Origin of the sequence: Streptomyces sp. MspMP-M5, from assembly GCF_000373585.1 — a bacterium.
In the GTDB taxonomy this organism is placed as follows: domain Bacteria; phylum Actinomycetota; class Actinomycetes; order Streptomycetales; family Streptomycetaceae; genus Streptomyces.
In genome coordinates this window covers 89,389-110,931 of the sequence record NZ_KB891940.1, presented here as the reverse complement: position 1 = coordinate 110,931, position 21,543 = coordinate 89,389, and the positions used below count along the sequence as shown (strand labels likewise).

Below are 21,543 nucleotides of genomic sequence, written 5' to 3'. Positions count from 1 at the left end.
TGGGGTGTGTCAGAACTGCGGACGGTGCGGTGAAACGGTCAGCGGCGCGACATGTAGAGGTCGAGCGCCTTGTGCAGGAGCTTGTTGAGCGGGAAGTCCCACTCGCCGAGGTACTCCGCAGCCTGCCCGCCGGTGCCGACCTTGAACTGGATCAGACCGAAGAGGTGGTCGTTCTCGTCCAGCGAGTCGCTGATGCCGCGGAGGTCGTAGACCGAGGCGCCGAGCGCGTAGGAGTCCTGCAGCATCTTCCACTGCATCGCGTTGGAGGGCCGGACCTCGCGGCCGATGTTGTCCGAGGCGCCGTACGAGTACCAGACGTGCCCGCCGACGACGAGCATGGTCGCGGCGGAGAGGTTCACGCCGTTGTGGCGGGCGAAGTAGAGCCGCATGCGGTTCGGGTCCTCGGTGTTGAGGGCGGACCACATGCGCTGGAAGTAGCTGAGCGGGCGCGGCCGGAACTGGTCGCGCTTGGCGGTGATCTCGTAGAGCCGCTGCCATTCGGCCAGGTCTTCGTAGCCGCCCGGGACGACCTCGACGCCGGCCTTCTCGGCCTTCTTGATGTTGCGGCGCCACAGCTGGTTGAAGCCCTTGTGGACCTCTTCCAGCGAGCGGTTGGCCAGCGGCACCTGGAAGACGTAGCGGGGCTGGACGTCGCCGAAGCCGGCGCCGCCGTCCTCGCCCTGCTGCCAGCCCATGCGGCGCAGGCGGTCGGCGACCTCGAAGGCACGCGGCTCGATGTGGCTGGCCTCGACGTCCCGCAGCCGCTTGACGTCCGGGCTCTGGATACCGGTCTTGATCGCGGCGGAGTCCCAGCGGCGGATGATGACCGGCGGGCCCATCTTCACGGAGAAGGCGCCCTGCTGCTTGAGATGGGCGAGCATCGGCCGCAGCCAGTCCTCGAGATTCGGCGCGTACCAGTTGATGACCGGGCCCTCGGGGAGGTACGCGAGGTACCGCTTGATCTTGGGCAGCTGGCGGTACAGGACCAGACCGACGCCGACCAGCTCGCCGGACGCGTCGAACCAGCCCAGGTTCTCGGACCGCCACTCGGCCTTGACGTCGGCCCAGGCCGGGACCTGCATGTGGCTCGCCGCGGGCAGGCTCTGGATGTATGCCAGATGCTGCTCTCGACTGATGGTCCTCAGGGTCAGGCTCATGCGGGGCGCTCCTCGGCTGGTGTGTCCCCTTGGTTCGGGGCTCCGGCTCTCGCGCCGAAGCCTACTGTGACCGGGGAGCACCCCGTCTGGGCCGTACGGGGCCGGGCTCCGTACAGGCGCGCCCTAGCCGATGACGCCGCCGAAAAGGCCGCCGTGCGCCAGGCCGATGTAGAAGCCGACGCCCGCCGCGCCGAGTCCGATGATCAAAAGGAAGCGTTCCGCCGTCGTCGAGGAGATGTACTGGCCCCACAGGCCCGTGCCGATTCCGATCAGGCCCACCCACGAGCTGACCAGGTGCAGGCTGGGAGAGAGCGCCGTGAAGGCGGAGATCGCGCCGAGCACCAAGGTCACGACCGCGAGGGTGTTCTCGATGGGATGGGGTTGTCCGTCGCTGTTGAGGATCGCGACCAGATTCCGTTGGGTCCGTGCTGCCTGGGCCATACGGCACCTCCGACTGACAGGGCGGCGCACTGTAACGCCGCTCACACCCGTTGTGTTCCAGATTGGGGGGTCTGACGGGCGGATTTCAACCGGAAGCGCGGAGGCAGGTACTCTGTACGGTCTGCGCACATGTCTGCCCGGATGCACGGGCCGGCGGGCGCGGAAACGCATTACGACCCTCCTGCCACGGAACGACCGTGGCCGCTGAGTCCAAAGGAGGTGGGTTCCACATGCGTCACTACGAGGTGATGGTCATCCTCGACCCCGATCTTGAGGAGCGCGCTGTCGCCCCCCTGATCGAGAACTTCCTCTCCGTCGTCCGCGAGGGCAACGGAAAGGTCGAGAAGGTCGACACCTGGGGCCGTCGTCGTCTCTCGTACGAGATCAACAAGAAGCCCGAGGGCATCTACTCGGTCATCGACCTGCAGGCCGAGCCTGCGGTCGTCAAGGAGCTCGACCGTCAGATGAACCTGAACGAGTCGGTTCTTCGGACCAAGGTCCTCCGTCCCGAGACCCACTGAGCGCGTACGCGTCCAGCGGTAACCGGGTTCGAGTAGCAGCAACACCAGCAGCCAGCAGCACACCCGCCGAGAGGTTCCCCTAATGGCAGGCGAGACCGTCATCACGGTCGTCGGCAATCTTGTCGACGACCCCGAGCTGCGCTTCACCCCGTCCGGTGCGGCGGTCGCGAAGTTCCGCGTCGCGTCCACTCCCCGCACCTTCGACCGCCAGACCAACGAGTGGAAGGACGGCGAGAGCCTGTTCCTGACCTGCTCGGTGTGGCGTCAGGCGGCGGAGAACGTCGCCGAGTCCCTTACGCGGGGCACCCGCGTGATCGTCCAGGGCCGCCTCAAGCAGCGGTCGTACGAGGATCGCGAAGGCGTGAAGCGCACGGTCTACGAGCTCGACGTCGAGGAAGTGGGCGCGAGCCTGCGCAACGCGACGGCGAAGGTCACCAAGACCAGCGGTCGCGGCGGCCAGGGCGGCGGCTTCGGCGGCGGTCAGGGCGGCGGCCAAGGCGGTGGCCAGGGTGGCGGCGGCTGGGGCGGTGGCCCCGGCGGCGGTCAGCAGGGCGGCGGCGCTCCGGCCGACGACCCGTGGGCGACCGGCGGACCTTCTGGCGGCGGCCAGCAGGGTGGCGGCGGTGGCTGGGGCGGCGGCTCCGGCGGTGGCTACTCGGACGAGCCGCCCTTCTAGGCCCGGGGATGCGTTCTCCCGCCGGTGTTTCACGTGAAACGGCGTGTTTCACGTGAAACGTGGTCGGAGAACGGCCTGGTGCCTGAGGGCGTCAGCACACACTTCTTGAACTCACTGGAGAGAGACAATGGCGAAGCCGCCTGCTCGCAAGCCTAAGAAGAAGGTTTGCGTGTTCTGCAAGGAGAAGATCTCCTACGTCGACTACAAGGACACGAACCTGCTGCGGAAGTTCATCTCCGACCGCGGCAAGATCCGTGCCCGCCGAGTCACCGGCAACTGCACCCAGCACCAGCGTGACGTCGCCACGGCCGTGAAGAACAGCCGTGAGATGGCGCTGCTGCCCTACACGTCCACCGCGCGATAAGGGAAGGGTGACCGACAAATGAAGATCATCCTCACCCACGAGGTCTCCGGCCTCGGCACCGCCGGCGACGTCGTCGACGTCAAGGACGGGTACGCCCGCAACTACCTGGTTCCGCGTGGTTTCGCGATCCGCTGGACCAAGGGTGGCGAGAAGGACGTCGAGCAGATCCGCCGCGGTCGCAAGATCCGCGAGATCGCCACGATCGAGCAGGCCAACGAGGTCAAGGCTCGGCTCGAGGGCGTCAACGTGAAGCTGGCCGTGCGTGCCGGCGAAGCGGGCCGCCTGTTCGGCTCCGTCACCCAGGCCGACATCGCCTCGGCGATCAAGGCCGCCGGTGGTCCGGACGTCGACAAGCGCCGCGTCGAGGTCGGTTCGCCGATCAAGACCCTGGGCGCGCACCAGATCTCGGTGCGTCTGCACGCCGAGGTCGTCGCGAAGCTCGGCGTCGAGGTCATCGCCGCCTGAGCGCAGTCCGCACAGCGCTGAAGGGCCGCATCCCCTCGTGGGGTGCGGCCCTTCGCCGTGCGCGGACGGTCCGGCGCGGAGGTCAGTCCTCGTCCTGAGCGCGCTTGTAGAGGGCGGCGATGTCGTCGTCGAAGTACGCGGCGTAGGAGACGTCGTCCTCGTCGCCGCCGCCTTCGTGGCCGCCGAGGACGCCGATGACCGTGCCGGTGTGGCTCTTGGGGTCGTAGTCGGCCAGCCATGGGCTGCCGCTGGTGCCGCCCTCGAAGCCGGTGCACTGGATGCGCAGTTGGGTGTCGCTGAACTTCGTGGTGTGGTTCTGGCAGGAGATCGGGGTGTCCCGGCTGGTGGGGTAGCCGGTGATCTTGACTTCGTTGTCGAAGCCGCGGTCGATGCCGAGGGTGTTGCCGCCGAGGACGTCCTGGATCTCCTTGCCCTGCTTGGCGTCGAGGGTGACGAAGGCGACGTCGAGGTCCTCGTCCTGCGACTTGGCCCAGCGGTCGTCGACCATGACCTTGTTGACCTTCCACAGGCCGGTGGGCTCGTCGCCGTTGCGGTAGTCGGGGGCGAAGACCAGGTCGTCCACCGGCTTTCCGGAGTCGGCGTCGAAGGCGCAGTGGGCCGCGGTGATCAGCATGTTCCGGCCCGGGCTCTGCACCACGCTGGCGGTGCAGAAGTGGGCGCCGCGGTCGTCCTTCTCGAAGACCGCGCCGATCCGGGCGTTCTCCTCGGTGCGGCGCGGGGTGTAGGCGTTGCCGACCGCGGGTGGGGCGCTGGCCGAGGGGTCCTGGTCCTGGGGGCCCTCGCCGGGTTCGCCGGACTTTCCGTAGCCGGTGTGGTCGCCGGCGATTCTCTTCGGGTGCGACTCCTCCGCCGCGTAGCCCACCACTGCGGCTGCCCCGACGATGATCAGCGTCAGGGGCAGGATGGATTTCCTGGCAAGCGAGCGCACAAGGTCATTATCTGCACGGCGGCCGGCTTGGGTAGGTGCTTCAGCGGGAGGCTCCGGTCACAATCCACCGTCCGGAGCGGGTGCGCAGCCACAATGTCAGCATCCGCACGGTCATCATCACGGTCATGGCCCACCACAGCGCCACGAGGCCGCCGCCGAGGGCCGGTACGGCCAGCGCCGCGGGGACGAACGCGGCCAGCGTCACCACCATGGCGCCCGCGAGGTAGGGCCCGTCCCCCGCGCCCATGAGGACCCCGTCGAGGATGAAGACGATGCCCGCGACGGGCTGGGTGACCGCCACGACCAGGAGCGTGGTGAACAGCGGCTGCTGGACGGCGGGGTCGCTGGTGAAGAGGGGGATGAACAGCGGCCGGGCGAGCACCACCAGCGCGCCGAGGACGATGCCGGACGCGATGCCCCACTGGGTCATCCGGCGGCAGGCGGCGCGGGCGCCGTCCCGGTCGCCGGCGCCGAGGTAGCGCCCGATGATGGCCTGGCCGGCGATGGCGATCGCGTCCAGTGCGAAGGACAGCAGGGACCACAGGGAGAGCACGATCTGGTGGGCGGCGACCTCGGCGTCCCCGAGCCGGGCGGCGATCGCGGTGGCGATCATCAGCACCGCGCGCAGCGAGAGCGTCCGGATCAGCAGCGGGACGCCGGCCTGGGCGCAGGCCCGGATTCCGGCGGCGTCCGGGCGGAGCGAGGCACCATGCCGGCGGGCGCCGCGCACGACCACGGTGAGATAGACGGCGGCCATGCCGCACTGGGCGAGGACGGTGCCCCAGGCGGAGCCGGCGATGCCGAGCCCGGCGAGGTAGACCAGTGCGGCGTTGAGGGCCGCGTTGGCGGTGAAGCCGCCGATGGCGACGTACAGCGGGGTTCTGGTGTCCTGGAGGCCGCGGAGCACTCCAGTGGCGGCGAGGACGATCAGCATCGCGGGGATGCCGAGTGCGCTGATGCGCAGATACGTCGTGGCGTACGGGGCGGCGGACGGCGAGGCGCCGAAGACCTCGACGAGCCAGGGGGCGGTGGGCAGGACGACGGCGACGACCGCGGCGCCGAGCAGCAGGGCGAGCCAGATGCCGTCCATGCCCTGGCGTATCGCCGCCGGGAGGTCGCCGGCGCCGACCCGGCGGGCGACCGCGGCGGTGGTGGCGTAGGCGAGGAAGACGAAGACCGAGACGGCGGTTGTGAGGAGGGCGGCGGCGACGCCGAGGCCGGCCAGCTGGCGGGTGCCGAGGTGGCCGATGACGGCGCTGTCGACCATGACGAAGAGCGGTTCCGCGACGAGGGCCCCGAAGGCGGGCAGAGCCAGCGCGATGATCTCGCGGTCATGGCGGCGGAGGGCGCGCCGAGGTATCGCGGGGGCCGATGTCATGAGGCGCAATCTAATCGTCCACAGGTAAGAGATGCAACTGTGTTGTGATCCTTACTTTCCGCTCTGTGCGGGCGTCGCCCGTGTGCCGTAAGCGGCGATCATGAACAGCTTGCCGAAGTTTTTCTCCCCCACAGCCTATGGATGAGAAAAGTGCAGGTCAGATGGGTGGGGGTGGCGTGATTGTGTGCTTGTCCACAGAGGTTTCCCCCAGCCCGTGCACAGGATACGGGGAGTTCTCCACAGCTATGGGGCGGTCATCCACACGGCCTGTGGATAACCAGATTGGCGGACGGTGCGCGCGGGCCTACCGTGGTCCGGCGCCCGCCGCCTGTTCCGGCCGAGAGTTCCCCGCGAACTCGACGCGCCGTAACCGGAGTCGGGCGTCTCGATTGTCAGGGCTGTGCCGTAAGAAGGAACCCGCACAGCAAGGTCCGCGTCGCGGACGGGAGGAGGTGCCGGGGTGAGCATTCCCGAGCCCATGGACGACCCCTGGACGGACTCCGGTCCCAGCGACCTGCTGCCGGCCGCCCGCTCCCGCCGGGGCGACGGCAAGGGCCGGGGCCGCGGCGACCGCCAGGACCGCGACGACGACGGCGGCGGTGGTTCATGGTCCGGCAGCTTCGAGCGGGTCCCGCCGCAGGACCTCGACGCCGAGCAGTCCGTGCTCGGCGGCATGCTGCTGTCCAAGGACGCCATCGCGGACGTCGTCGAGGTCCTCAAGGGCGAGGATTTCTACCGCCCCGCCCATGAGTTGATCTTCCAGGCGATTCTCGACCTGTACGCCAAGGGCGAGCCGGCCGACCCGATCACCATCGCGGCCGAGCTGACCAAGCGCGGCGAGATCGGCCGGGTCGGCGGCGCCTCGTACCTGCACACCCTGGTCCAGTCCGTACCGACGGCCGCCAACGCCGAGTACTACGCCGAGATCGTCCACGAGCGGGCCGTGCTCCGCCGCCTCGTCGAGGCCGGCACCCGGATCACGCAGATGGGATACGCCGCCGACGGCGACGTCGACGAGATCGTCAACAAGGCCCAGGCGGAGATCTACGCCGTCACCGAGCAGCGGACCAGCGAGGACTATCTGCCGCTCAGCGAGATCATGGAGGGCGCGCTCGACGAGATCGAGGCGATCGGCTCGCGGCAGGGCCAGATGACGGGCGTGCCGACGGGATTCACCGATCTCGACGCGCTGACCAACGGCCTGCATCCGGGCCAGATGATCGTGATCGCGGCCCGTCCGGCCATGGGTAAGTCCACGCTCGCGCTGGACTTCGCGCGGGCCTGCTCGATCAAGAACAACCTGCCGAGCGTGATCTTCTCGCTGGAAATGGGGCGCAACGAAATCGCGATGCGTCTGCTGTCCGCCGAGGCCCGGGTCGCGCTGCACCACATGCGTTCCGGCAGCATGACCGACGACGACTGGACGCGGCTGGCGCGCCGGATGCCGGACGTCTCGGCGGCCCCGCTCTACATCGACGATTCGCCGAACCTCTCGATGATGGAGATCCGCGCCAAATGCCGCCGGCTGAAGCAGCGGAACGAACTCAAGCTGGTCGTCATCGACTATCTGCAGCTGATGCAGTCCGGTGGTTCCAAGCGCGCGGAAAGCCGGCAGCAGGAGGTCTCGGACATGTCCCGTAACCTCAAGCTGCTCGCCAAGGAGCTGGAACTCCCGGTCATCGCGCTCTCGCAGCTGAACCGTGGTCCCGAGCAGCGCACGGACAAGAAGCCGATGGTCTCCGACCTGCGTGAATCCGGTTCCATCGAGCAGGATGCCGACATGGTCATCCTGCTGCACCGCGAGGACGCCTACGAAAAGGAGTCGCCACGGGCCGGCGAGGCCGACCTGATCGTGGCCAAGCACCGTAACGGTCCCACGGCGACAATCACCGTGGCGTTCCAGGGTCATTACTCGCGCTTCGTGGACATGGCGCAGACCTGAGCGGGGCTCTGGGCCCCATGGTCCAGGTCCCCGGTTGCGGGATCCAGGGTGTGTCCGTGTGGGGCGTGGGCCTTTTCGTTGTTCTGGACCTGTGAGTCAAGAATGGTGCTACTGTGCCGGACATGGGAAGGCCCAAGCAGTTCGATCCGGACGCCGCCGTCGAGCAGGCCATGCAGGTGTTCTGGCGCAAGGGGTATGCCGCCACGACGCCGCAGGACCTCGTCGACGCGCTCGGCATCGGCAAGGGCAGTCTCTACCACGCCTTCGGCAGCAAGCACGCGCTGTTCGAGCGGGCGCTGGTGCGCTACCGGGACGATCAGGCGCAGGCCCTGATCGCCATGCTGGAGCAGTCCGGCCCGGCGAAGGAGCGGTTGCGCGACGCGCTGCGTCTGCTCGTGGTGATGGATCTCGGCGACCCGGACCGCCGCGGCTGTCTGGCCGTCAATGTCGCGGCGGAGCTCTCGGGGGCGGACGAGACCGCCACCGAGCTGGTCCGGCGGATGTTCGACCGGACCGAGGGGGCGTTCCGGGCGCTCATCGAGGAGGGCCAGCGGGCGGGCGAGATCGCGCCGGACCGTGATGCCCGGGCGATCGGGAGCATGCTGCTCGCCACTGTTGTGGGCCTCCGGCTGCTGGCCCGGGTCGCCGAGGGGCCGGAGCGGCTGACCCGGGTGATCGAGGCGACGCTCGACGTGCTCTGACCTGCGGGTCTTCCACCGATGGCCGTCGATGGCAGGGTCGCTCGCTACCCAGATTTTGTACCTACAGTTCAAGAATTGATGTCACGGATCGGAGTCCCATGAAGCTCGACCTCGCCGACAAGACCGCCGTCGTCACCGGTGCCAGCCGTGGCATCGGGCTGGCCACCGTCCGGGCGCTGCGGGAGGAGGGGGTGCGGGTCGTCGGAGCGGCCCGCACGCTCACCCCGGAGCTCCGGGCGACCGGCGCGTTCGCGGTCTCCGCCGACCTGAGCACCGCGGACGGTGTGGCCGCCCTGATGGACAGTGCCCTCGCGGAGCTGGGGGGCATCGACCTGCTGGTGAACAACGTCGGCGCCGGGGACGCCGTGGAGCCCGTCGGGTTCCTGGACACCGACGACGCGCGGTGGAGCGCCGTCTTCGACCTCAACTTGATGAGCGCGGTCCGCGCCACCCGGGCCGCGCTGCCCAGCCTGATCGAGCGTCGCGGCTCCGTCGTCAACGTCTCCTCCGTCAACTCCCGGCTGCCGGGCGCCGGTCCGGTCGCCTACAGCGCGGCCAAGGCGGCGCTGGCCGCGCTCGGGAAGTCGCTGGCCGAGGAGTTCGGGCCGCAGGGCGTACGTGTCAACACCGTCTCCCCGGGCGTGGTGCGCACGGCCATCTGGGAGGACCCGGACGGCTTCGGCGGGAAGGTGGCCGCGCACGCCGGCGCGGAACACAGCGCGTTCCTGCGGCAGCTCCCGGCGGCGTTCGGCATCACCACCGGGCGGATCACCGAGCCGCGGGAGGTGGCGGCCCTGATCGTCTTCCTGCTCTCCGACGTGGCCGGGAACATCACGGGCGCGGACCACGTCATCGACGGCGGCACGGTCAAGACGCTCTGAGGCGGGGGCGGGGCGGGCAGCCCCGGCCCGCAAGGTGCCGCCGGTCGGCCGGTCGTCAGGGGCAGTCGACGACCTGGCCCGCCCAGGAGAGGCCGCCGCCGAAGCTCATCAGCAGGACGGGCGCGCCGGAGCGGATCTCCCGGCGTTCGACGAGCTTGGCGAGGGCGAGCGGGACGGAGGCCGCGGAGGTGTTGCCGGAGTCGACGACGTCCCGGGCGACGACCGTGCTCGCGGGGAGGTCGAGTTGGCGGATCACGGCCTCGATGATGCGCAGGTTCGCCTGGTGGGTGACGATGCCGGCGAGGTCGGCGGGGGCGAGGCCGGCCCGGCGGCAGGCTTCCCGGATGAGGTCCGGGAGTTCGGAGGTGACCCAGCGGAAGACCGTCTGGCCGTCCTGGGCGAAGTGGGGGTGCCAGTCGTCGAGCAGGCGGACCGCGCTCGCCCGGGTGGGGTCGGAGCCCCAGACCACCGGGCCGATGCCGTGGGAGTCGGCGGCGCTGAGGACCGCCGCGCCGGCGCCGTCGCCGAGCAGCACGCAGGTGCTGCGGTCGGTCCAGTCCGTGACGTCGGACATCTTCTCCGCCCCGATGACCAGGGCGTGCCGCGCGGCGCCGGCCCGTACGGAGTGGTCGGCGGAGGCGAGCGCGGTGCAGAAGCCGGCGCAGCCGTTGTTGAGGTCGTAGGCCACCGCCGAGGGGATGCCGAGGCGGCCGGCGACCTGGGCCGCGATGGAGGGGCAGCGGTCGACGGCGGAGCAGGTCGCGACGGTGATCAGGTCGATGTCGGCGGGGGCGAGGCCGGCCGCGGCGAGTGCCTTGGCCGCGGCGGCGTGGGCCAGGTCGGTCACCGATTCGGCGTCGGCGATGCGGCGGGTGGCGATGCCGGTGCGGCGGCGGATCCACTCGTCGCTGGTGTCGACCATGCTTGCCAGGTCGTCGTTGGTGAGCACGCGCGACGGCTGGTGGTGGCCCAGGGCGGCGATACGGGTTCCCGGCACGGTTCATCTCCTCGGTTCGCGGTGGCGGTGCGATGCACACCCGCTGTGGCCGGGGAATATAGCAACCGAACGATCGGAAGCTAAAACAGGGTGGGCGGCTACCATGACGCCATGAGCCCACGGAAGTCCGTCGCCGAGACCCGCAGAACGCGGGAGCGGATCGTCGAGCGCGGTGTCGCGATCGCCTCGGTGGAGGGGCTGGAGGGGCTGACGATCGGGCGGCTGGCCACCGATCTGGGGATGAGCAAGGCGGGGGTGCTCGGCCACTTCGGCACCAAGCAGGCGCTTCAACTCGCCGCCCTGGAAGAGGCGTCGGCGATCTTCTCCCGTGCGGTGTGGGAGCCGGCCGCGGACGAGGAGCCGGGGGTGGCCCGGCTGCGCGCCATCTGCGAAGCCTGGATCACCTATCTGGAGCGCGAACGCGGCGCCTTTCCGGGCGGTTGCTTCTTCATCACCGCCTCGGTGGAGTTCGACGGGCGCGGCGGGCCGGTGCGCGACACGGTGGCCCGGCTCTTCCTGCTCTGGCGGCGCCGGCTGGTCCAGGAGGTCAGGACCGCCGTCGGCCGGGGCGAACTCCCCGCGGAGACCGACCCCGACCAGATCGGCTTCGAGCTGATCGGCCTCTATCTGGGGCTCAATCAGGCGGTCCAGCTGGCCGCCGACCCCTCGGCGGCCGACCGCACCCGGCGGGCGCTCGACCGGCTGGTGCCGCGGCCGGCGCCGCGACCGGACGGTGCGACGGGGCACGGCTGACCGTGCGCCGCGGCCGGCAGGCGGTTTGACCTTCAGGTTGGTCGAAGCCCGAGAATCGCGGCCATGGACGACGACGGGGAACTCCTGGGCATCGGCGCGTTCGCCCGGCGGGTGGGACTGACGCCGAGCGCGCTGCGCTTCTACGACGACTGCGGGGTGCTGCGACCGGACCGGGTGGACGCCGCCACGGGGTACCGGCGCTACGGGGTCGGGCAGGTGGCGCGGGCGGTTCGGCTGCGGCAACTGCGGTCGGCGGGGCTGCCGTTGGTGGACGTCGAGACGGTGCTCGACGGACCCGAGGGCGCGGCCCGGGACGTGCTCCGGGCCCACCTGGAGCGGACCCGGCGCGCGGCGGACGAGGCGCGGGCCGTGGCGGAGGGCTTGCTGGGGGAGGCGGCAGCGCGGCCGGCGGATCGCGGCGGTGCGGCGCGGGCGCGGGTGGGCGGGCCGGAACTCGCCAGTGCGGTGCGGCAGGTGGGCTCCGCGGCGGCGGTCGGCGCCACGGCTCGGGAGTTCCCGGTGCTGGGGTGCGTACTGCTCGAACTCGCCGAGGGCGAAGTGCGGTTGGTGGCCACCGACCGCTATCGGCTGGCGGTGCGGGTGCTGCGGCCGGAGGTCTTCGAGGGCGGTCCGCGGCGGGCGCTGATCGCGGTGGACACCGCGCGCCGGATGGCCGAGTGGGCGGTGCGCCGGCCGGAGGTCGAGGTCGAATGGGCTGCCGCAGCGGACGCCTCGGAGGCCGCGGGGGTATGGCTGCGGAGCGGGGGCGCATGCTGGGCCGCGGGCGACGTGGCTGCGGGGGTGGCCGAGCCGGGGGAGTTCCCGGACTACCGGCTGATGCTGACCGGGCTTGGCGACACACGGCAGCGGTTGATCGTGGACCGGGCCGCGCTGCGGGACGTGGTGACGGACCGGGGCGGGGCGGTGGCGTCCCTGGTGATCCCGGCGGAAGCGGAGGAGGCCGCGGACGCGGCGCTGGAAGTGTCGGGCGGGGAGGCCGGGCCGGTCCGCCTGCGGGCGGTCCGTACCGGGCCCGGACTGCGGATCGCCTTCGACCCGGCGGTCCTGGTGCCGGCGCTGGAGGCCGGAGTGGGCCCCGATGTGCTGCTGGAGATCGCGGCGCCGGACCAGCCGGTCGTCGTGCGCTCCGCGGACCAGGGGAGTTTCACCACGGTGGTGATGCCGGTGCGGGGCTGCTGAGCGGACGGCGGTGGAGCGCCGGGGATGGGGACAGAGACGGTGATGGCACGGGGCCCGGAAGGCGGGCCCGGCCGGGAGTCGAGGGAGGAAGCGGTCGGATGGATCCGGAGTTGCCGGTGGTGCGGCTGTGTGTGGCGGGCATGCAGGCCGAGGCGGAGGGGCGTGCCGATGAAGCACGGGCACTCTTCCAGGAGGCGTGGGACGGCGCCCGCGACGACTACGAGGCGTGTATCGCCGCGCACTACCTCGCACGGCAGCAGGACTCGCCGGAGGAGACGCTGCGCTGGAACCAGGAGTGCCTGGACCGCGCCGACCTCGTCGGGGACGAACGTGTGCGGGACTTCTATCCCTCGCTGTACGTGAACATGGGGAACGCGTACCGAGAGCTGGGTCAACTCGCCTCCGCCCACCGGTACTTCGTGCTGGCGGCGGAGCGGGCGGCCGATGCGCCGGAGGGGCAGTACGGCGACTGGAACCGGTTCGCGATCGCGGAGGGGCTGCGGGACACCGCGGCCGCGGCGGCTGCCGAAGGGCACGGGCAAGCCGCCGTCCGAGGGGGCGTCGACGAGGGCGTGGAGCGACCGGTCCGGGAGCTGTTCGCGCGGTGGTGCGAGCGAGGCGATCTCAAGGCGCTGGGGCTGACGCTCCCGGCGTATCTGGGCTACCTGGGAACTGACGAGGACCGGCTGCGTCTGCGCAGTGCGCTGCACATGGTGCATGCGGCGCGCTGGCTTTCCGCGGATGAACAGAGCTTGCTGGAGAAGGCGTTGGGGGCGGCGGCCGTGAGGTGACGCCGCGGAGCTTCGGCTGTTTCACGTGAAACGGTGGGTGGACGGCGGGGCGGTCGGTTGGCCGGGGGCCGTGGTTTCACGTGAAACGGTCGCGCCGGTGGCGGTGTCGTCGTTGCACGTTTCACGTGAAACGTGGAGGCGTCGGTGGTGGCGGGCGGGGCAGGATGGCGGCGCGGTGGGCGGTGGCTCGCCGTAGGCTCGGCCGGCCGAGCCGGTTCTGCCCGGTGGGAAGGGTCGTTGAGGAGCGTCATGACGGTGATGGAGTCCGCACAGTCGCAGGAACCCGAGTCGAGCAAGGGCGGGGGAAATGAGGGCGGGGCGCACGAGGTGGTCCCGCGTGGCGGGACGGTGATCGATTCGGCGGAGGCGTATGCGGAGTTGATGCCGCAGACGCGGCGGGCGCTGCTGCGTCGGCTGGCGGTCGCACAGGCCGACGGGCGGGCACCGTCGATGATGGGGGCGGTGGTCCGTGGTGGCCGGGTGGTCTGGACGGGTGCCCGGGGCGGGGTGGACGGCGAGGCGCCGCACGGCGATGTGCAGTACCGGATCGGCTCGCTGACCAAGAACTTCGTGGCCGTGCTGGTGCTGCGACTGCGGGACGAGGGGCTTCTGCGGCTGGACGATCCCATCGGGAAGTATCTGAAGGACGTCCCGGTGCCCGAGGCGACGGTGCACCAACTCCTGGCACACAGCGCCGGGTTGGCGGCGGAGTCCCGGGGGCCGTGGTGGGAGCGGACCGACGGCGCGCTGCGGCCCGAACCGGCCGATCTGTTCGGCGAGCGGCCGCGGCTGCATCCGGCGGGACGGCGGCACCACTACTCCAACCCCGGCTTCGCGGTGCTCGGGGCGCTGGTCGAGCGGCTGCGGGACGGGATGCCGTGGGGCGAGGTGCTGCGGCGCGAGGTGCTGGAGCCGCTGGGGATGGACCGTACGACGCTCCGGCCGGAGAGGCCGCATGCGGAGGGCTGGGCGGTCCATCCCTGGGCCGATGTGGTGCTGCCGGAGCCCGGGCACGACACCGGGCTGATGGGTCCGGCGGGGCAGCTGTGGTCCACGACGGAGGACCTGTGCCGGTGGGCGGTGTTCCTGCTGCGGGGTGACGAGCGGGTGCTCAGCGCGGAGAGCCTGGCCGAGATGCGGACGCCCGCCGTGCCACCGGAGGGCGACGGCTCGGACGCGGGCTACGGCCTGGGCACGCAGCTCCTCTGGCGGAACGGGCGCCGGCTGGCCGGGCACACCGGGTCGATGCCGGGATTCCTGGCAGTACTGTGGGTCGATCCGCAGGAGGACACCGCGGCGCTCGCGCTGGCCAACTGCACCTCGGGCGTCCCGATCGCCACGGTGGGCGCCGACTTCCTGAAGATCGTCGCCGCGCATGAACCGCGGATCCCCGAGCCATGGCGACCACTGCCGGGCGCGGTGGACGACGAACTGCTGGCGCTGACGGGCCCCTGGTACTGGGGCGCGAATCCGTTCGCGCTGCGGCTGACGGGAGCCCGCGGACTGGAGCTGGTCACCCTGTCCGGTGGCGGGCGGACCTCGCGCTTCCGGGCCGAGGCCGACGGCACCTGGACCGGGCTGGACGGCTACTACGCCGGCGAGACACTGTGGGTGGGGCGGGCACCGGACGGCACCGTCACCCACCTCGACCTGGGAACCTTCGTCTTCACCCGGGGGCCGTACGAGCCTTCCGGGCCGGTGCCGGGCGGCGTGGACCCCGAGGGCTGGCGGGGAGTCTGACCGGGGGAGCGGCGCGGGGCCGGAAGCCGCTCCCGCGTCGCGGGGGCGGCCGAGGCCCGTCCGGTAGGGGTTTCCGGCGCGCACGTACAGTCGAGCGAGATGCCAGGAGCCGCCACGGTGCGCGGCTCGCTACCGCTGGAAGGCCACTGTGACTGCCGTGACTGCCAACGCCGACACCCCGGTTCTGCTCGATCTGCCTCCGCTCGACGCCGCCCGTTTCGCCCGGATCGAGGACAAGGTCGCGGCGCTGATGCGCACCCGCTGCGATGTCGTGACGATGCAGGGCGAGGCGCTGCTGCCGCTGGAGGCGTGCATCCGCTCGGCCGTGCGGCCCGGCAGCACGGCCCTCAACATCATCACCGGCCCCTACGGCGAGACGTTCGGCGGCTGGCTGCGCTCCTGTGGCGCCGAGGTGGTCACCATCAGCGCGCCCTTCACCGGCGCCGTCACCCCCGAGCAGGTGGCCGACGCCCTGCGTGAGCACTCCGAGATCGACTTCGTGAGCCTGGTGCACGCCGAGGCGGCGACCGGGAACACCAACCCCGTCGCCGAGATCGGCGCCGTGGTGCGTGAGCATGGGGCGCTCCTGATGCTCGACGCGGTCGCCTCGGTGGGCGCCGAGCCGCTGCTCACCGACGAGTGGGGTGTGGACCTGTGCGTCATCGGCGGCCAGAAGGCGCTGGCCGGCCCGGCCGGGGTCTCCGCCGTGTCGGTCAGCGCCCGCGCCTGGGAGCGGATCGCGGCCAACGAGCAGGCGCCGCGCCGCTCGTACCTCTCGTTGCTGGACTGGAAGGAGCGCTGGATCGACGCCGGGCGCACCGCCCTGCCGCACGCTCCGGCGCAGCTGGAGATGCTGGCGCTGGAGCAGGCCGTGGACCGGATCGAGGCGGAGGGGCTGGATGCCGTCATCGCCCGCCACCGGGCGGCCGCCGCGTCGGTCCGGGCGGGCGTCGCGGCGCTCGGCGGGCCGGTGCCGTATGTCGTCCGGGACGAGCATGCGGCGCCGGCCGCGACCACGCTGCGTGCGCCGGCGGAGGTGGACGCCCGTGAGGTGGTGTCCGCCGCGCTCGCCGCGGACGGGGCTGTCCCGGTGCAGGCCGCGGCCGGTGCGCTGGCCGCGGAGATGATCCGGGTGAACCACTACGGGCGGGCCGCGGACCGTGCGGTGGTGCTGGCCTCGCTGGTGGCGCTGGCGGCCGGTCTGCGGGCGCTGGGCGTGGAGGTCGACGAGGACGCGGCTGCCGGGGCGGCCGGTGCGGCCTGGGACGAGGCTGTCGCGGCCTGAATCAGGCGGCTCCGCTGACCCGGCGGACGCCTCCACGGCTCTTGGACGCCCCCTCGACGCGAGGGCCAGAGGTGTGGTCTGTTTCACGTGAAACGGACCACACCTTTTTGTGGCCCGCGGCCTTTCTGCGGCCCGCGCCGAGCGAGCCGCCCCGCCTGCCTCTCGCCCTCGCCTCTCGCCCCGGCCTCCAGGCCGCGTATGAACAGCTCCACCTCGTCCGCCTCGCCCCGTCCGCTTCCGCCTCCGCCTCCGCGTGGCGATCCGTACGCATGTATGAACGCCCTCGTAGAATCGGAACGCTCGACCCGGTTTTTTCCCGGGTGTGGAACGCGGAGGAGCAAGGTGGTCTCAGGGAGCGTGCGGAGGGCGGACGGCCGGTTGGTGGTCGCTCGCGCGGATGCGCGGCGGAATCGTGCACTGGTGCTCCAGGCGGCCCGATCCGCCTTCGAGGAACGGGGGTTGGGGGCTTCGCTCGATGAGATCGCCCGGCGCGCAGGCGTCGGTGCGGGGACCGTCTACCGTCATTTCCCGTCCAAGGAAGCCTTGTTCAAGGAGGCGGTTCGGGAGCGGTTGCGGCTGTTGGCCGATGCGGCAGGGGACTTGGCCGAGGTCGAGGATCCCGGTGGGGTGTTCTTCCGCTTCCTGGCGTCGGTGGTGCGGCTGGCCGCCCCGAACCGGGGGCTGTGCGAGGCGCTGGAGGCGGCCGGGGAGAGCGGCCGGGCACCGGCGGACGGTGAGCAGGCAGGCCCTGACCTGGAGTTTCTGGTGGCCCTCGGGGTCCTGCTGGGCAGGGCCCAACAGGCGGGCGCGGTAAGGGAAGACGTCGATCTGGACGACGTCCGCACCCTGCTGACCGGGTGCCTGGCGATGGAGCGCCGGCGGTCGGCAGGCCGGGGTTCCGCAGCGGCGGACGCCGGGCCCGGAGCGGTAGCGGTGGGCCGGATGACGATGCTGATGCTCGACGGGCTCCGTGCCGACCGGGCCGTGACGAAACTGCCGGTCGCGGCGCCGGTTCGTAACGAAACCCGGTGCCGGGTGTGCGGTGCGGCGCTCGCGGCGGCGCGCACCGGGCGGCCCGCGCGGTACTGCGGCGGGGCCTGCCGGCAGAAGGCCCACCGGGCGCGCAGTACCGCTCCCCCGGACCGCCGCTGACCGCGCCACAGCGGCCGTCGCGGCGGCCGCGGCCGCCGCGGCCGGCCCGTCAGAGCTGGCGCTTGAAGCCCAGGTGGGACGCCTCGAAGCCGAGGCGCTCGTAGAAGCGGTGTGCCTCGACGCGGGTGGCGTCGGAGGTGAGCTGGACGAGCCGGCAGCCGAGCCGCCGGGACTCGGCGATGGCCCACTCGATCAGCTCGGTGCCCAGGCCGGCGCCGCGCTCGTCGGCATGGACCCGTACCGCTTCGATGAGCGAGCGGGTGGCGCCGCGCCGGGAGAGGCCGGGGATCACGGTGAGCTGGAGCGTGCCGACCACGCGGCCGTCCCGTGCGGCGACGGTCAGGTGCTGGTGGGGGTCGGCGTCCAGGACGGCGAACGCGGCGCGATAGGGCGTCAGGTCGTCGAGGGACTCGCGGGTGGCGCCCAGGGGGTCGTCGGCCAGCATCGCGACGATGGCGGGAAGGTCGGTCTCGGTGGCGCGCCGTATCTCAAGATCGCTCATGGGCGGGACCCTATGCCGGGTTTCCTGGCCGGCCCAGGGGGACCGGGCGGTCGGCCCGGCCGCCCGTGGGGATTGCGACGGTCCGTCCCGTTACGCGGTCCGTCCCCGTTACGCGGAGGCGCCCAGCGTCTCGACCGCCGTCACCAGCGGCGCCAGCTCGGGTCGCTGCGCGGCGTCCTGGAGGGCCTCGCGCAGCGCGGAGTCGTGGGTGGGCCGGGCCTCTTCGAGGAGGCGCAGGCCGTCGGGCGTGACGTTGGTGTAGATGCCGCGCCGGTCGTCGGGGCACAGGTACCGGGCGAGCAGCCCGCGGTCCTCCAGCCGGGTCACCAGACGGGTGGTGGCGCTCTGGCTGAGCACGACCGAGTCGGCGACCTGGTGCATCCGGAGGTGGCCGCCCGGCCCGTCGTGCTGCTCGCTGAGCACGTTGATGACGGAGAACTCCCGGACGCTGAGGCCGTGCCGGGCCTGGAGGGCGCGCTCGATGTGCGACTCGATGCGGCCGTGCAGCGCGGAGAGGGCGCACCAGCCCTGGGCGAGGCCGCCGGGGGCCGCTTCCCGCGTCGTAGCCGTCTCCCGCGTGCGCTGCGTCATCGCAGACCTCCTCATGCGTCGTGGAACCAGGATAGGGCACATCCGAAATAGCCCGCGCTTGCAAGTAAAGAGCGTCTGCAATTATTGTTGGCGCCGATTGAGGACGGATGCAAGAAATCTATGGGAAGGATCCGCCATGCCTCTCGCTCTCCTGGCGCTCGCCATCGGGGCCTTCGGAATCGGGACGACCGAGTTCGCGGTCATGGGCCTGCTGCCCGACATGGCGGCCGACTTCGGCGTCTCCATTCCGCTCGCCGGCTACGCCACCACCGTCTACGCCCTCGGCGTGGTGGTCGGCGCGCCCCTGATGACCGTGCTCGGCACCCGCTTCACCCGGAAGCAGATGCTGATGCTGCTGATGGGCCTGTTCATCGTGGGCAACCTGCTCACCGCTCTGGCGCCCACCTTCGGGCTGGTGCTCGCCGGCCGGGTGGTCGCGGCGTTCACACACGGCGCGTTCTTCGGCATCGGCTCGCTGGTGGCCGCCGACCTCGTCGCCCCGGAGAAGCGGGCCAGCGCGATCTCGCTGATGTTCAGCGGCCTGACCGTGGCCACCGTCCTGGGCGTACCGGGCGGCACCCTGCTCAGCCAGCAGTTCGGCTGGCGTACCACCTTCTACGCGATCGTCGCGCTCGGCGTGCTGGGGCTGCTCGGCGTCGTCAAGCTCGTCCCGGCGCAGCGGGCCAAGGCGGCCGCCCGGATCGGCAGCGAGCTGGCGGTGTTCCGCAACCCGCAGGTCGGTCTGGCGATGCTGATGACCGTCCTCGGCTTCGGCGGGGTCTTCGCGGCCGTCACCTACCTCGCCTCGATGATGACCGAGGTCACCGGCTTCGCGCCGTCCTCCGTCATCTGGCTGACCGCGGTCTTCGGCCTCGGGATGGTCGGCGGGAACTTCTTCTCCGGCCGGTTCACCGACCGCGCCATGATGCCGATGCTGTACGCGTCCCTCACCGGGCTTGCGGTGGTGCTGGCGGCCTTCACCTACACCGCGCACCACAAGACCGCCGCGATCGTCACCATCGGGCTGATCGGCTTCTTCGGATTCGCGACCGTACCGCCGCTGCAGAAGCGGGTGCTCGACCATGCGGCCGCCGCGCCCACGCTGGCCTCGGCCGGCAACATCGCGGCCTTCAATTTCGGCAACGCGCTGGCCTCATGGCTCGGCGGCCTGGTGATCTCGGCCGGGATGGGACTGACCGCCCCCAACTGGGTGGGTGCGCTGATGACCGTGGTGGCATTGGGAGTTGCGGTGCTGGCCTCCTTCCTGGAGCGCCGGCAGCCGGACCGTGGCCAGGTGGTGGCCGCGGGGGGTCCTGCCGTGGCGACCGAAGCGCACGTTCCGGCGGCGCGGAGCTGAGCGTTCCGGATGCCTGCCCCTGGTGGGCCGCATGTCGGCGGCCCGCCAACGGGACCCCTCAGGACGGGATGCCCGTCCGTTCCCGATTTCCGGCCGGCCGTGCCCCGCGCGGTCGGCCGCCGCGTCGGGTCCGTCCCCAGGGCTTGAGGACCGAGATCGCGGTGAGGAAGAGGTACCGCGCGGAGGAGACCGCCGGTGTGGCGAGGAGGCCGGGATCGGATGCCGGGCGGCCGGCGACGGCTGCCGCGGCGAGTCCGGCGGTGCCGGGACGGAGCGCGCACACGGTCAGCCCGACGGCCGCGAGCGTCAGCCGGAACTTGGTGACGATCCAACGGTGACGGGCCAGCCCCCAGTGGGTACCGAGGGAGAGCACGACACCGCCGGCCAGGGAGGCCAGCGCCACCGGGAGCACCAGGAAGTCCGTGAGGATCCGCATCGCCCGGTAGACGCCCGCGGCGGCCGCCGCCGAACCGGCCGTGGAGCCGGTGATCCCCAGGGCGAGAAGCCCGGCACTGAGCCTCAGCCAGCCGACGGACACGGCGACATGGACGACGAGGAGGGCCCGGCGTAGGGGCCGGCTGAGCGGCATCTCTCCACGGTGGCGGGCGGAGCGCCGCGCGCTATCTGACGACGGGAGTATTCGCGCGTACGCGACGGCGAGTACGACCCACCGACCCGGCCCACCGATCCGGCCCACCGATCCGGCCCACCCGTCCACCGGGCACGACCTAGGCTCCCCCCATGAGCAAGCTGCATCTGTTCGACATGGACGGAACCCTGCTCCACGGCTCCGCGGCCGCCGTCGAGATCTCCCGGCAGCTGGGGCTGGACCGGGAGATCGCGGAGCTGGAGCGGGCGTTCGCGGCCGGGGCGCTGACCCCGGCGGGCTTCGCACAGCGGGCCTGTGCGCTGTGGGCCGCGGAGCTGACCGAGGTTCAGGTGGCGGCGGCCTTCGAGGACGCGCCCTGGCTGGCCGGTATCCGGGACGTATGGGCCGATATACGGGCCCGCGGCGAACGGTGCGCCGTGATTTCCCTTTCGCCGGGATTCTTCGTCGAACGGCTGCTGGCGTGGGGCGTCGACACCGCGCACGGCTCCCGCTGGCCCGCGGTGCCCATCCGGGAGCCGCTGGAACCGGCCGGCATCCTCTCGTCGTCGGCGAAGGTGCGGATCACGGACGAGCTCTGTGCGCGGTACGGGCTGACCCGGGACGACTGCGTGGCGTACGGCGACTCGATGTCGGACTCCGAACTCTTCGCGGTGGTACCGGAGTCGGTGGCGGTGAATGCGGATCACCATGTCAGCGGCCTGGCCACATACGCGTATACGGGGCGTGATCTGCGCGAGGCATACGAACTGGTGCGTACCGGCGAGTAATTCGGTGACCAGCTGTTTTTCCACGGTGGATTCGTCCGCTGTGCACCCGGAATTCGTGGTCTGTGGGAAGGATCACGGTTATTGGCGGGCGCGCGCCGAGTGTTCCGGGATCGGGGCTTGTGGTTTCAACTACTCCCGGTAAGGTCGACTCCGGCTTGGCGGAGAGCGGGTCTCCGCGGGCGCGTGGACGGTTGGGGCAAAGCTCGGCAGCCTAGCGGGAAGCGGCCCCGGGCGCCCATACTTCCGGCATTTTGTCCGGTGCGGTGAGGCGGGTGGCATGCTGACGGAACGGCATCTGCGTCATCTGCCATAAGGAAGTGAGA

23 protein-coding genes are annotated in these 21,543 nt (G+C 71.4%); 15 read left to right on the top strand and 8 right to left on the bottom strand.

Annotation, left to right across the window (positions count from 1 at the left end; all coding sequences use genetic code 11):
• Positions 1-38: 38 nt before the first annotated feature.
• Positions 39-1,157, bottom strand: a complete 1,119-nt coding sequence (locus B073_RS0134650; protein ID WP_018542661.1) for a lipid II:glycine glycyltransferase FemX — start codon at positions 1,155-1,157, stop codon at positions 39-41.
• Positions 1,158-1,280: 123 nt separating this feature from the next.
• On the bottom strand, positions 1,281-1,598 hold the full coding sequence (locus B073_RS0134645) for a hypothetical protein (protein WP_018542660.1): 318 nt from the start codon (positions 1,596-1,598) through the stop codon (positions 1,281-1,283).
• Between the two features lie 230 nt (positions 1,599-1,828).
• On the opposite strand from B073_RS0134645, the gene rpsF reads away from it, so the two are divergent.
• From rpsF to rplI, 4 genes are all read left to right on the top strand, one after another.
• On the top strand, positions 1,829-2,119 hold the full coding sequence (rpsF, locus tag B073_RS0134640; protein WP_018542659.1) for a 30S ribosomal protein S6: 291 nt from the start codon (positions 1,829-1,831) through the stop codon (positions 2,117-2,119).
• An 82-nt stretch (positions 2,120-2,201) separates the two neighbouring features.
• On the top strand, positions 2,202-2,795 hold the full coding sequence (locus tag B073_RS0134635) for a single-stranded DNA-binding protein (protein ID WP_018542658.1): 594 nt from the start codon (positions 2,202-2,204) through the stop codon (positions 2,793-2,795).
• 127 nt (positions 2,796-2,922) lie between these two features.
• The gene (gene rpsR, locus B073_RS0134630; RefSeq protein ID WP_003978893.1) at positions 2,923-3,159 is read left to right on the top strand and encodes a 30S ribosomal protein S18; all 237 of its coding nucleotides are present in this window, start codon (positions 2,923-2,925) and stop codon (positions 3,157-3,159) included.
• Positions 3,160-3,177: 18 nt separating this feature from the next.
• Positions 3,178-3,624, top strand: a complete 447-nt coding sequence (gene rplI, locus B073_RS0134625) for a 50S ribosomal protein L9 (RefSeq protein WP_018542657.1) — start codon at positions 3,178-3,180, stop codon at positions 3,622-3,624.
• A gap of 82 nt (positions 3,625-3,706) precedes the next feature.
• Here the strand turns inward: rplI and B073_RS0134620 are convergent, their stop codons facing one another.
• Together B073_RS0134620 and B073_RS0134615 are read right to left on the bottom strand one after the other, a co-directional pair.
• Positions 3,707-4,573, bottom strand: a complete 867-nt coding sequence (locus tag B073_RS0134620) for a trypsin-like serine peptidase (RefSeq protein WP_018542656.1) — start codon at positions 4,571-4,573, stop codon at positions 3,707-3,709.
• Positions 4,574-4,613: 40 nt separating this feature from the next.
• The gene (locus B073_RS0134615) at positions 4,614-5,951 is read right to left on the bottom strand and encodes an MATE family efflux transporter (protein ID WP_018542655.1); all 1,338 of its coding nucleotides are present in this window, start codon (positions 5,949-5,951) and stop codon (positions 4,614-4,616) included.
• A gap of 460 nt (positions 5,952-6,411) precedes the next feature.
• On the opposite strand from B073_RS0134615, the gene dnaB reads away from it, so the two are divergent.
• The 3 genes from dnaB to B073_RS0134600 all read left to right on the top strand — a co-directional run bounded on the left by dnaB (position 6,412) and on the right by B073_RS0134600 (position 9,475).
• Positions 6,412-7,893 (top strand): replicative DNA helicase, encoded by a 1,482-nt coding sequence (dnaB, locus tag B073_RS0134610; RefSeq protein ID WP_026248003.1) that lies wholly within the window; start codon positions 6,412-6,414, stop codon positions 7,891-7,893.
• 122 nt (positions 7,894-8,015) lie between these two features.
• Positions 8,016-8,594, top strand: a complete 579-nt coding sequence (locus B073_RS0134605) for a TetR/AcrR family transcriptional regulator (protein ID WP_026248002.1) — start codon at positions 8,016-8,018, stop codon at positions 8,592-8,594.
• A gap of 98 nt (positions 8,595-8,692) precedes the next feature.
• Positions 8,693-9,475 carry an oxidoreductase gene (locus B073_RS0134600; protein WP_018542652.1) on the top strand — a complete coding sequence of 261 codons (783 nt, stop codon included), beginning with the start codon at positions 8,693-8,695 and terminating at the stop codon, positions 9,473-9,475.
• Between the two features lie 55 nt (positions 9,476-9,530).
• On the opposite strand, the gene B073_RS0134595 is transcribed toward B073_RS0134600, so the two are convergent.
• Positions 9,531-10,472 carry a beta-ketoacyl-ACP synthase III gene (locus tag B073_RS0134595; RefSeq protein ID WP_018542651.1) on the bottom strand — a complete coding sequence of 314 codons (942 nt, stop codon included), beginning with the start codon at positions 10,470-10,472 and terminating at the stop codon, positions 9,531-9,533.
• Between the two features lie 111 nt (positions 10,473-10,583).
• Between B073_RS0134595 and B073_RS0134590 the strand changes: the two genes are divergently transcribed.
• The 6 genes from B073_RS0134590 to B073_RS0134565 all read left to right on the top strand — a co-directional run bounded on the left by B073_RS0134590 (position 10,584) and on the right by B073_RS0134565 (position 17,393).
• Positions 10,584-11,225, top strand: coding sequence for a TetR/AcrR family transcriptional regulator (locus B073_RS0134590; protein ID WP_037813763.1), 642 nt, complete (start codon positions 10,584-10,586; stop codon positions 11,223-11,225).
• 63 nt (positions 11,226-11,288) lie between these two features.
• Positions 11,289-12,425: a MerR family transcriptional regulator gene (locus B073_RS0134585; RefSeq protein ID WP_018542649.1), complete on the top strand. Its 1,137-nt coding sequence runs from the start codon at positions 11,289-11,291 to the stop codon at positions 12,423-12,425.
• A gap of 98 nt (positions 12,426-12,523) precedes the next feature.
• Positions 12,524-13,216 (top strand): hypothetical protein, encoded by a 693-nt coding sequence (locus B073_RS0134580; RefSeq protein WP_018542648.1) that lies wholly within the window; start codon positions 12,524-12,526, stop codon positions 13,214-13,216.
• Between the two features lie 381 nt (positions 13,217-13,597).
• Positions 13,598-14,956: a serine hydrolase domain-containing protein gene (locus B073_RS0134575; RefSeq protein ID WP_199788234.1), complete on the top strand. Its 1,359-nt coding sequence runs from the start codon at positions 13,598-13,600 to the stop codon at positions 14,954-14,956.
• Between the two features lie 148 nt (positions 14,957-15,104).
• Complete coding sequence (locus B073_RS0134570) at positions 15,105-16,241, top strand: pyridoxal-phosphate-dependent aminotransferase family protein (protein WP_018542646.1); 1,137 nt, start codon at positions 15,105-15,107, stop codon at positions 16,239-16,241.
• Positions 16,242-16,583: 342 nt separating this feature from the next.
• Positions 16,584-17,393: a helix-turn-helix domain-containing protein gene (locus B073_RS0134565; protein WP_324608813.1), complete on the top strand. Its 810-nt coding sequence runs from the start codon at positions 16,584-16,586 to the stop codon at positions 17,391-17,393.
• Between the two features lie 49 nt (positions 17,394-17,442).
• Here B073_RS0134565 and B073_RS0134560 read toward each other — a convergent pair whose 3' ends face one another.
• Together B073_RS0134560 and B073_RS0134555 are read right to left on the bottom strand one after the other, a co-directional pair.
• Positions 17,443-17,895: a GNAT family N-acetyltransferase gene (locus B073_RS0134560; RefSeq protein WP_018542644.1), complete on the bottom strand. Its 453-nt coding sequence runs from the start codon at positions 17,893-17,895 to the stop codon at positions 17,443-17,445.
• A gap of 108 nt (positions 17,896-18,003) precedes the next feature.
• The gene (locus tag B073_RS0134555) at positions 18,004-18,486 is read right to left on the bottom strand and encodes a MarR family winged helix-turn-helix transcriptional regulator (RefSeq protein ID WP_018542643.1); all 483 of its coding nucleotides are present in this window, start codon (positions 18,484-18,486) and stop codon (positions 18,004-18,006) included.
• A 136-nt stretch (positions 18,487-18,622) separates the two neighbouring features.
• Here B073_RS0134555 and B073_RS0134550 point away from each other — a divergent pair, with 136 nt between their 5' ends.
• Positions 18,623-19,843, top strand: coding sequence for an MFS transporter (locus B073_RS0134550; RefSeq protein WP_018542642.1), 1,221 nt, complete (start codon positions 18,623-18,625; stop codon positions 19,841-19,843).
• A gap of 58 nt (positions 19,844-19,901) precedes the next feature.
• Here the strand turns inward: B073_RS0134550 and B073_RS0134545 are convergent, their stop codons facing one another.
• Positions 19,902-20,432 carry a hypothetical protein gene (locus B073_RS0134545; protein ID WP_018542641.1) on the bottom strand — a complete coding sequence of 177 codons (531 nt, stop codon included), beginning with the start codon at positions 20,430-20,432 and terminating at the stop codon, positions 19,902-19,904.
• Between the two features lie 152 nt (positions 20,433-20,584).
• On the opposite strand from B073_RS0134545, the gene B073_RS0134540 reads away from it, so the two are divergent.
• Entirely contained in the window at positions 20,585-21,220 is a 636-nt protein-coding gene (locus tag B073_RS0134540; protein ID WP_018542640.1) for an HAD family hydrolase, read from the top strand.
• Positions 21,221-21,543 lie beyond the last annotated feature (323 nt).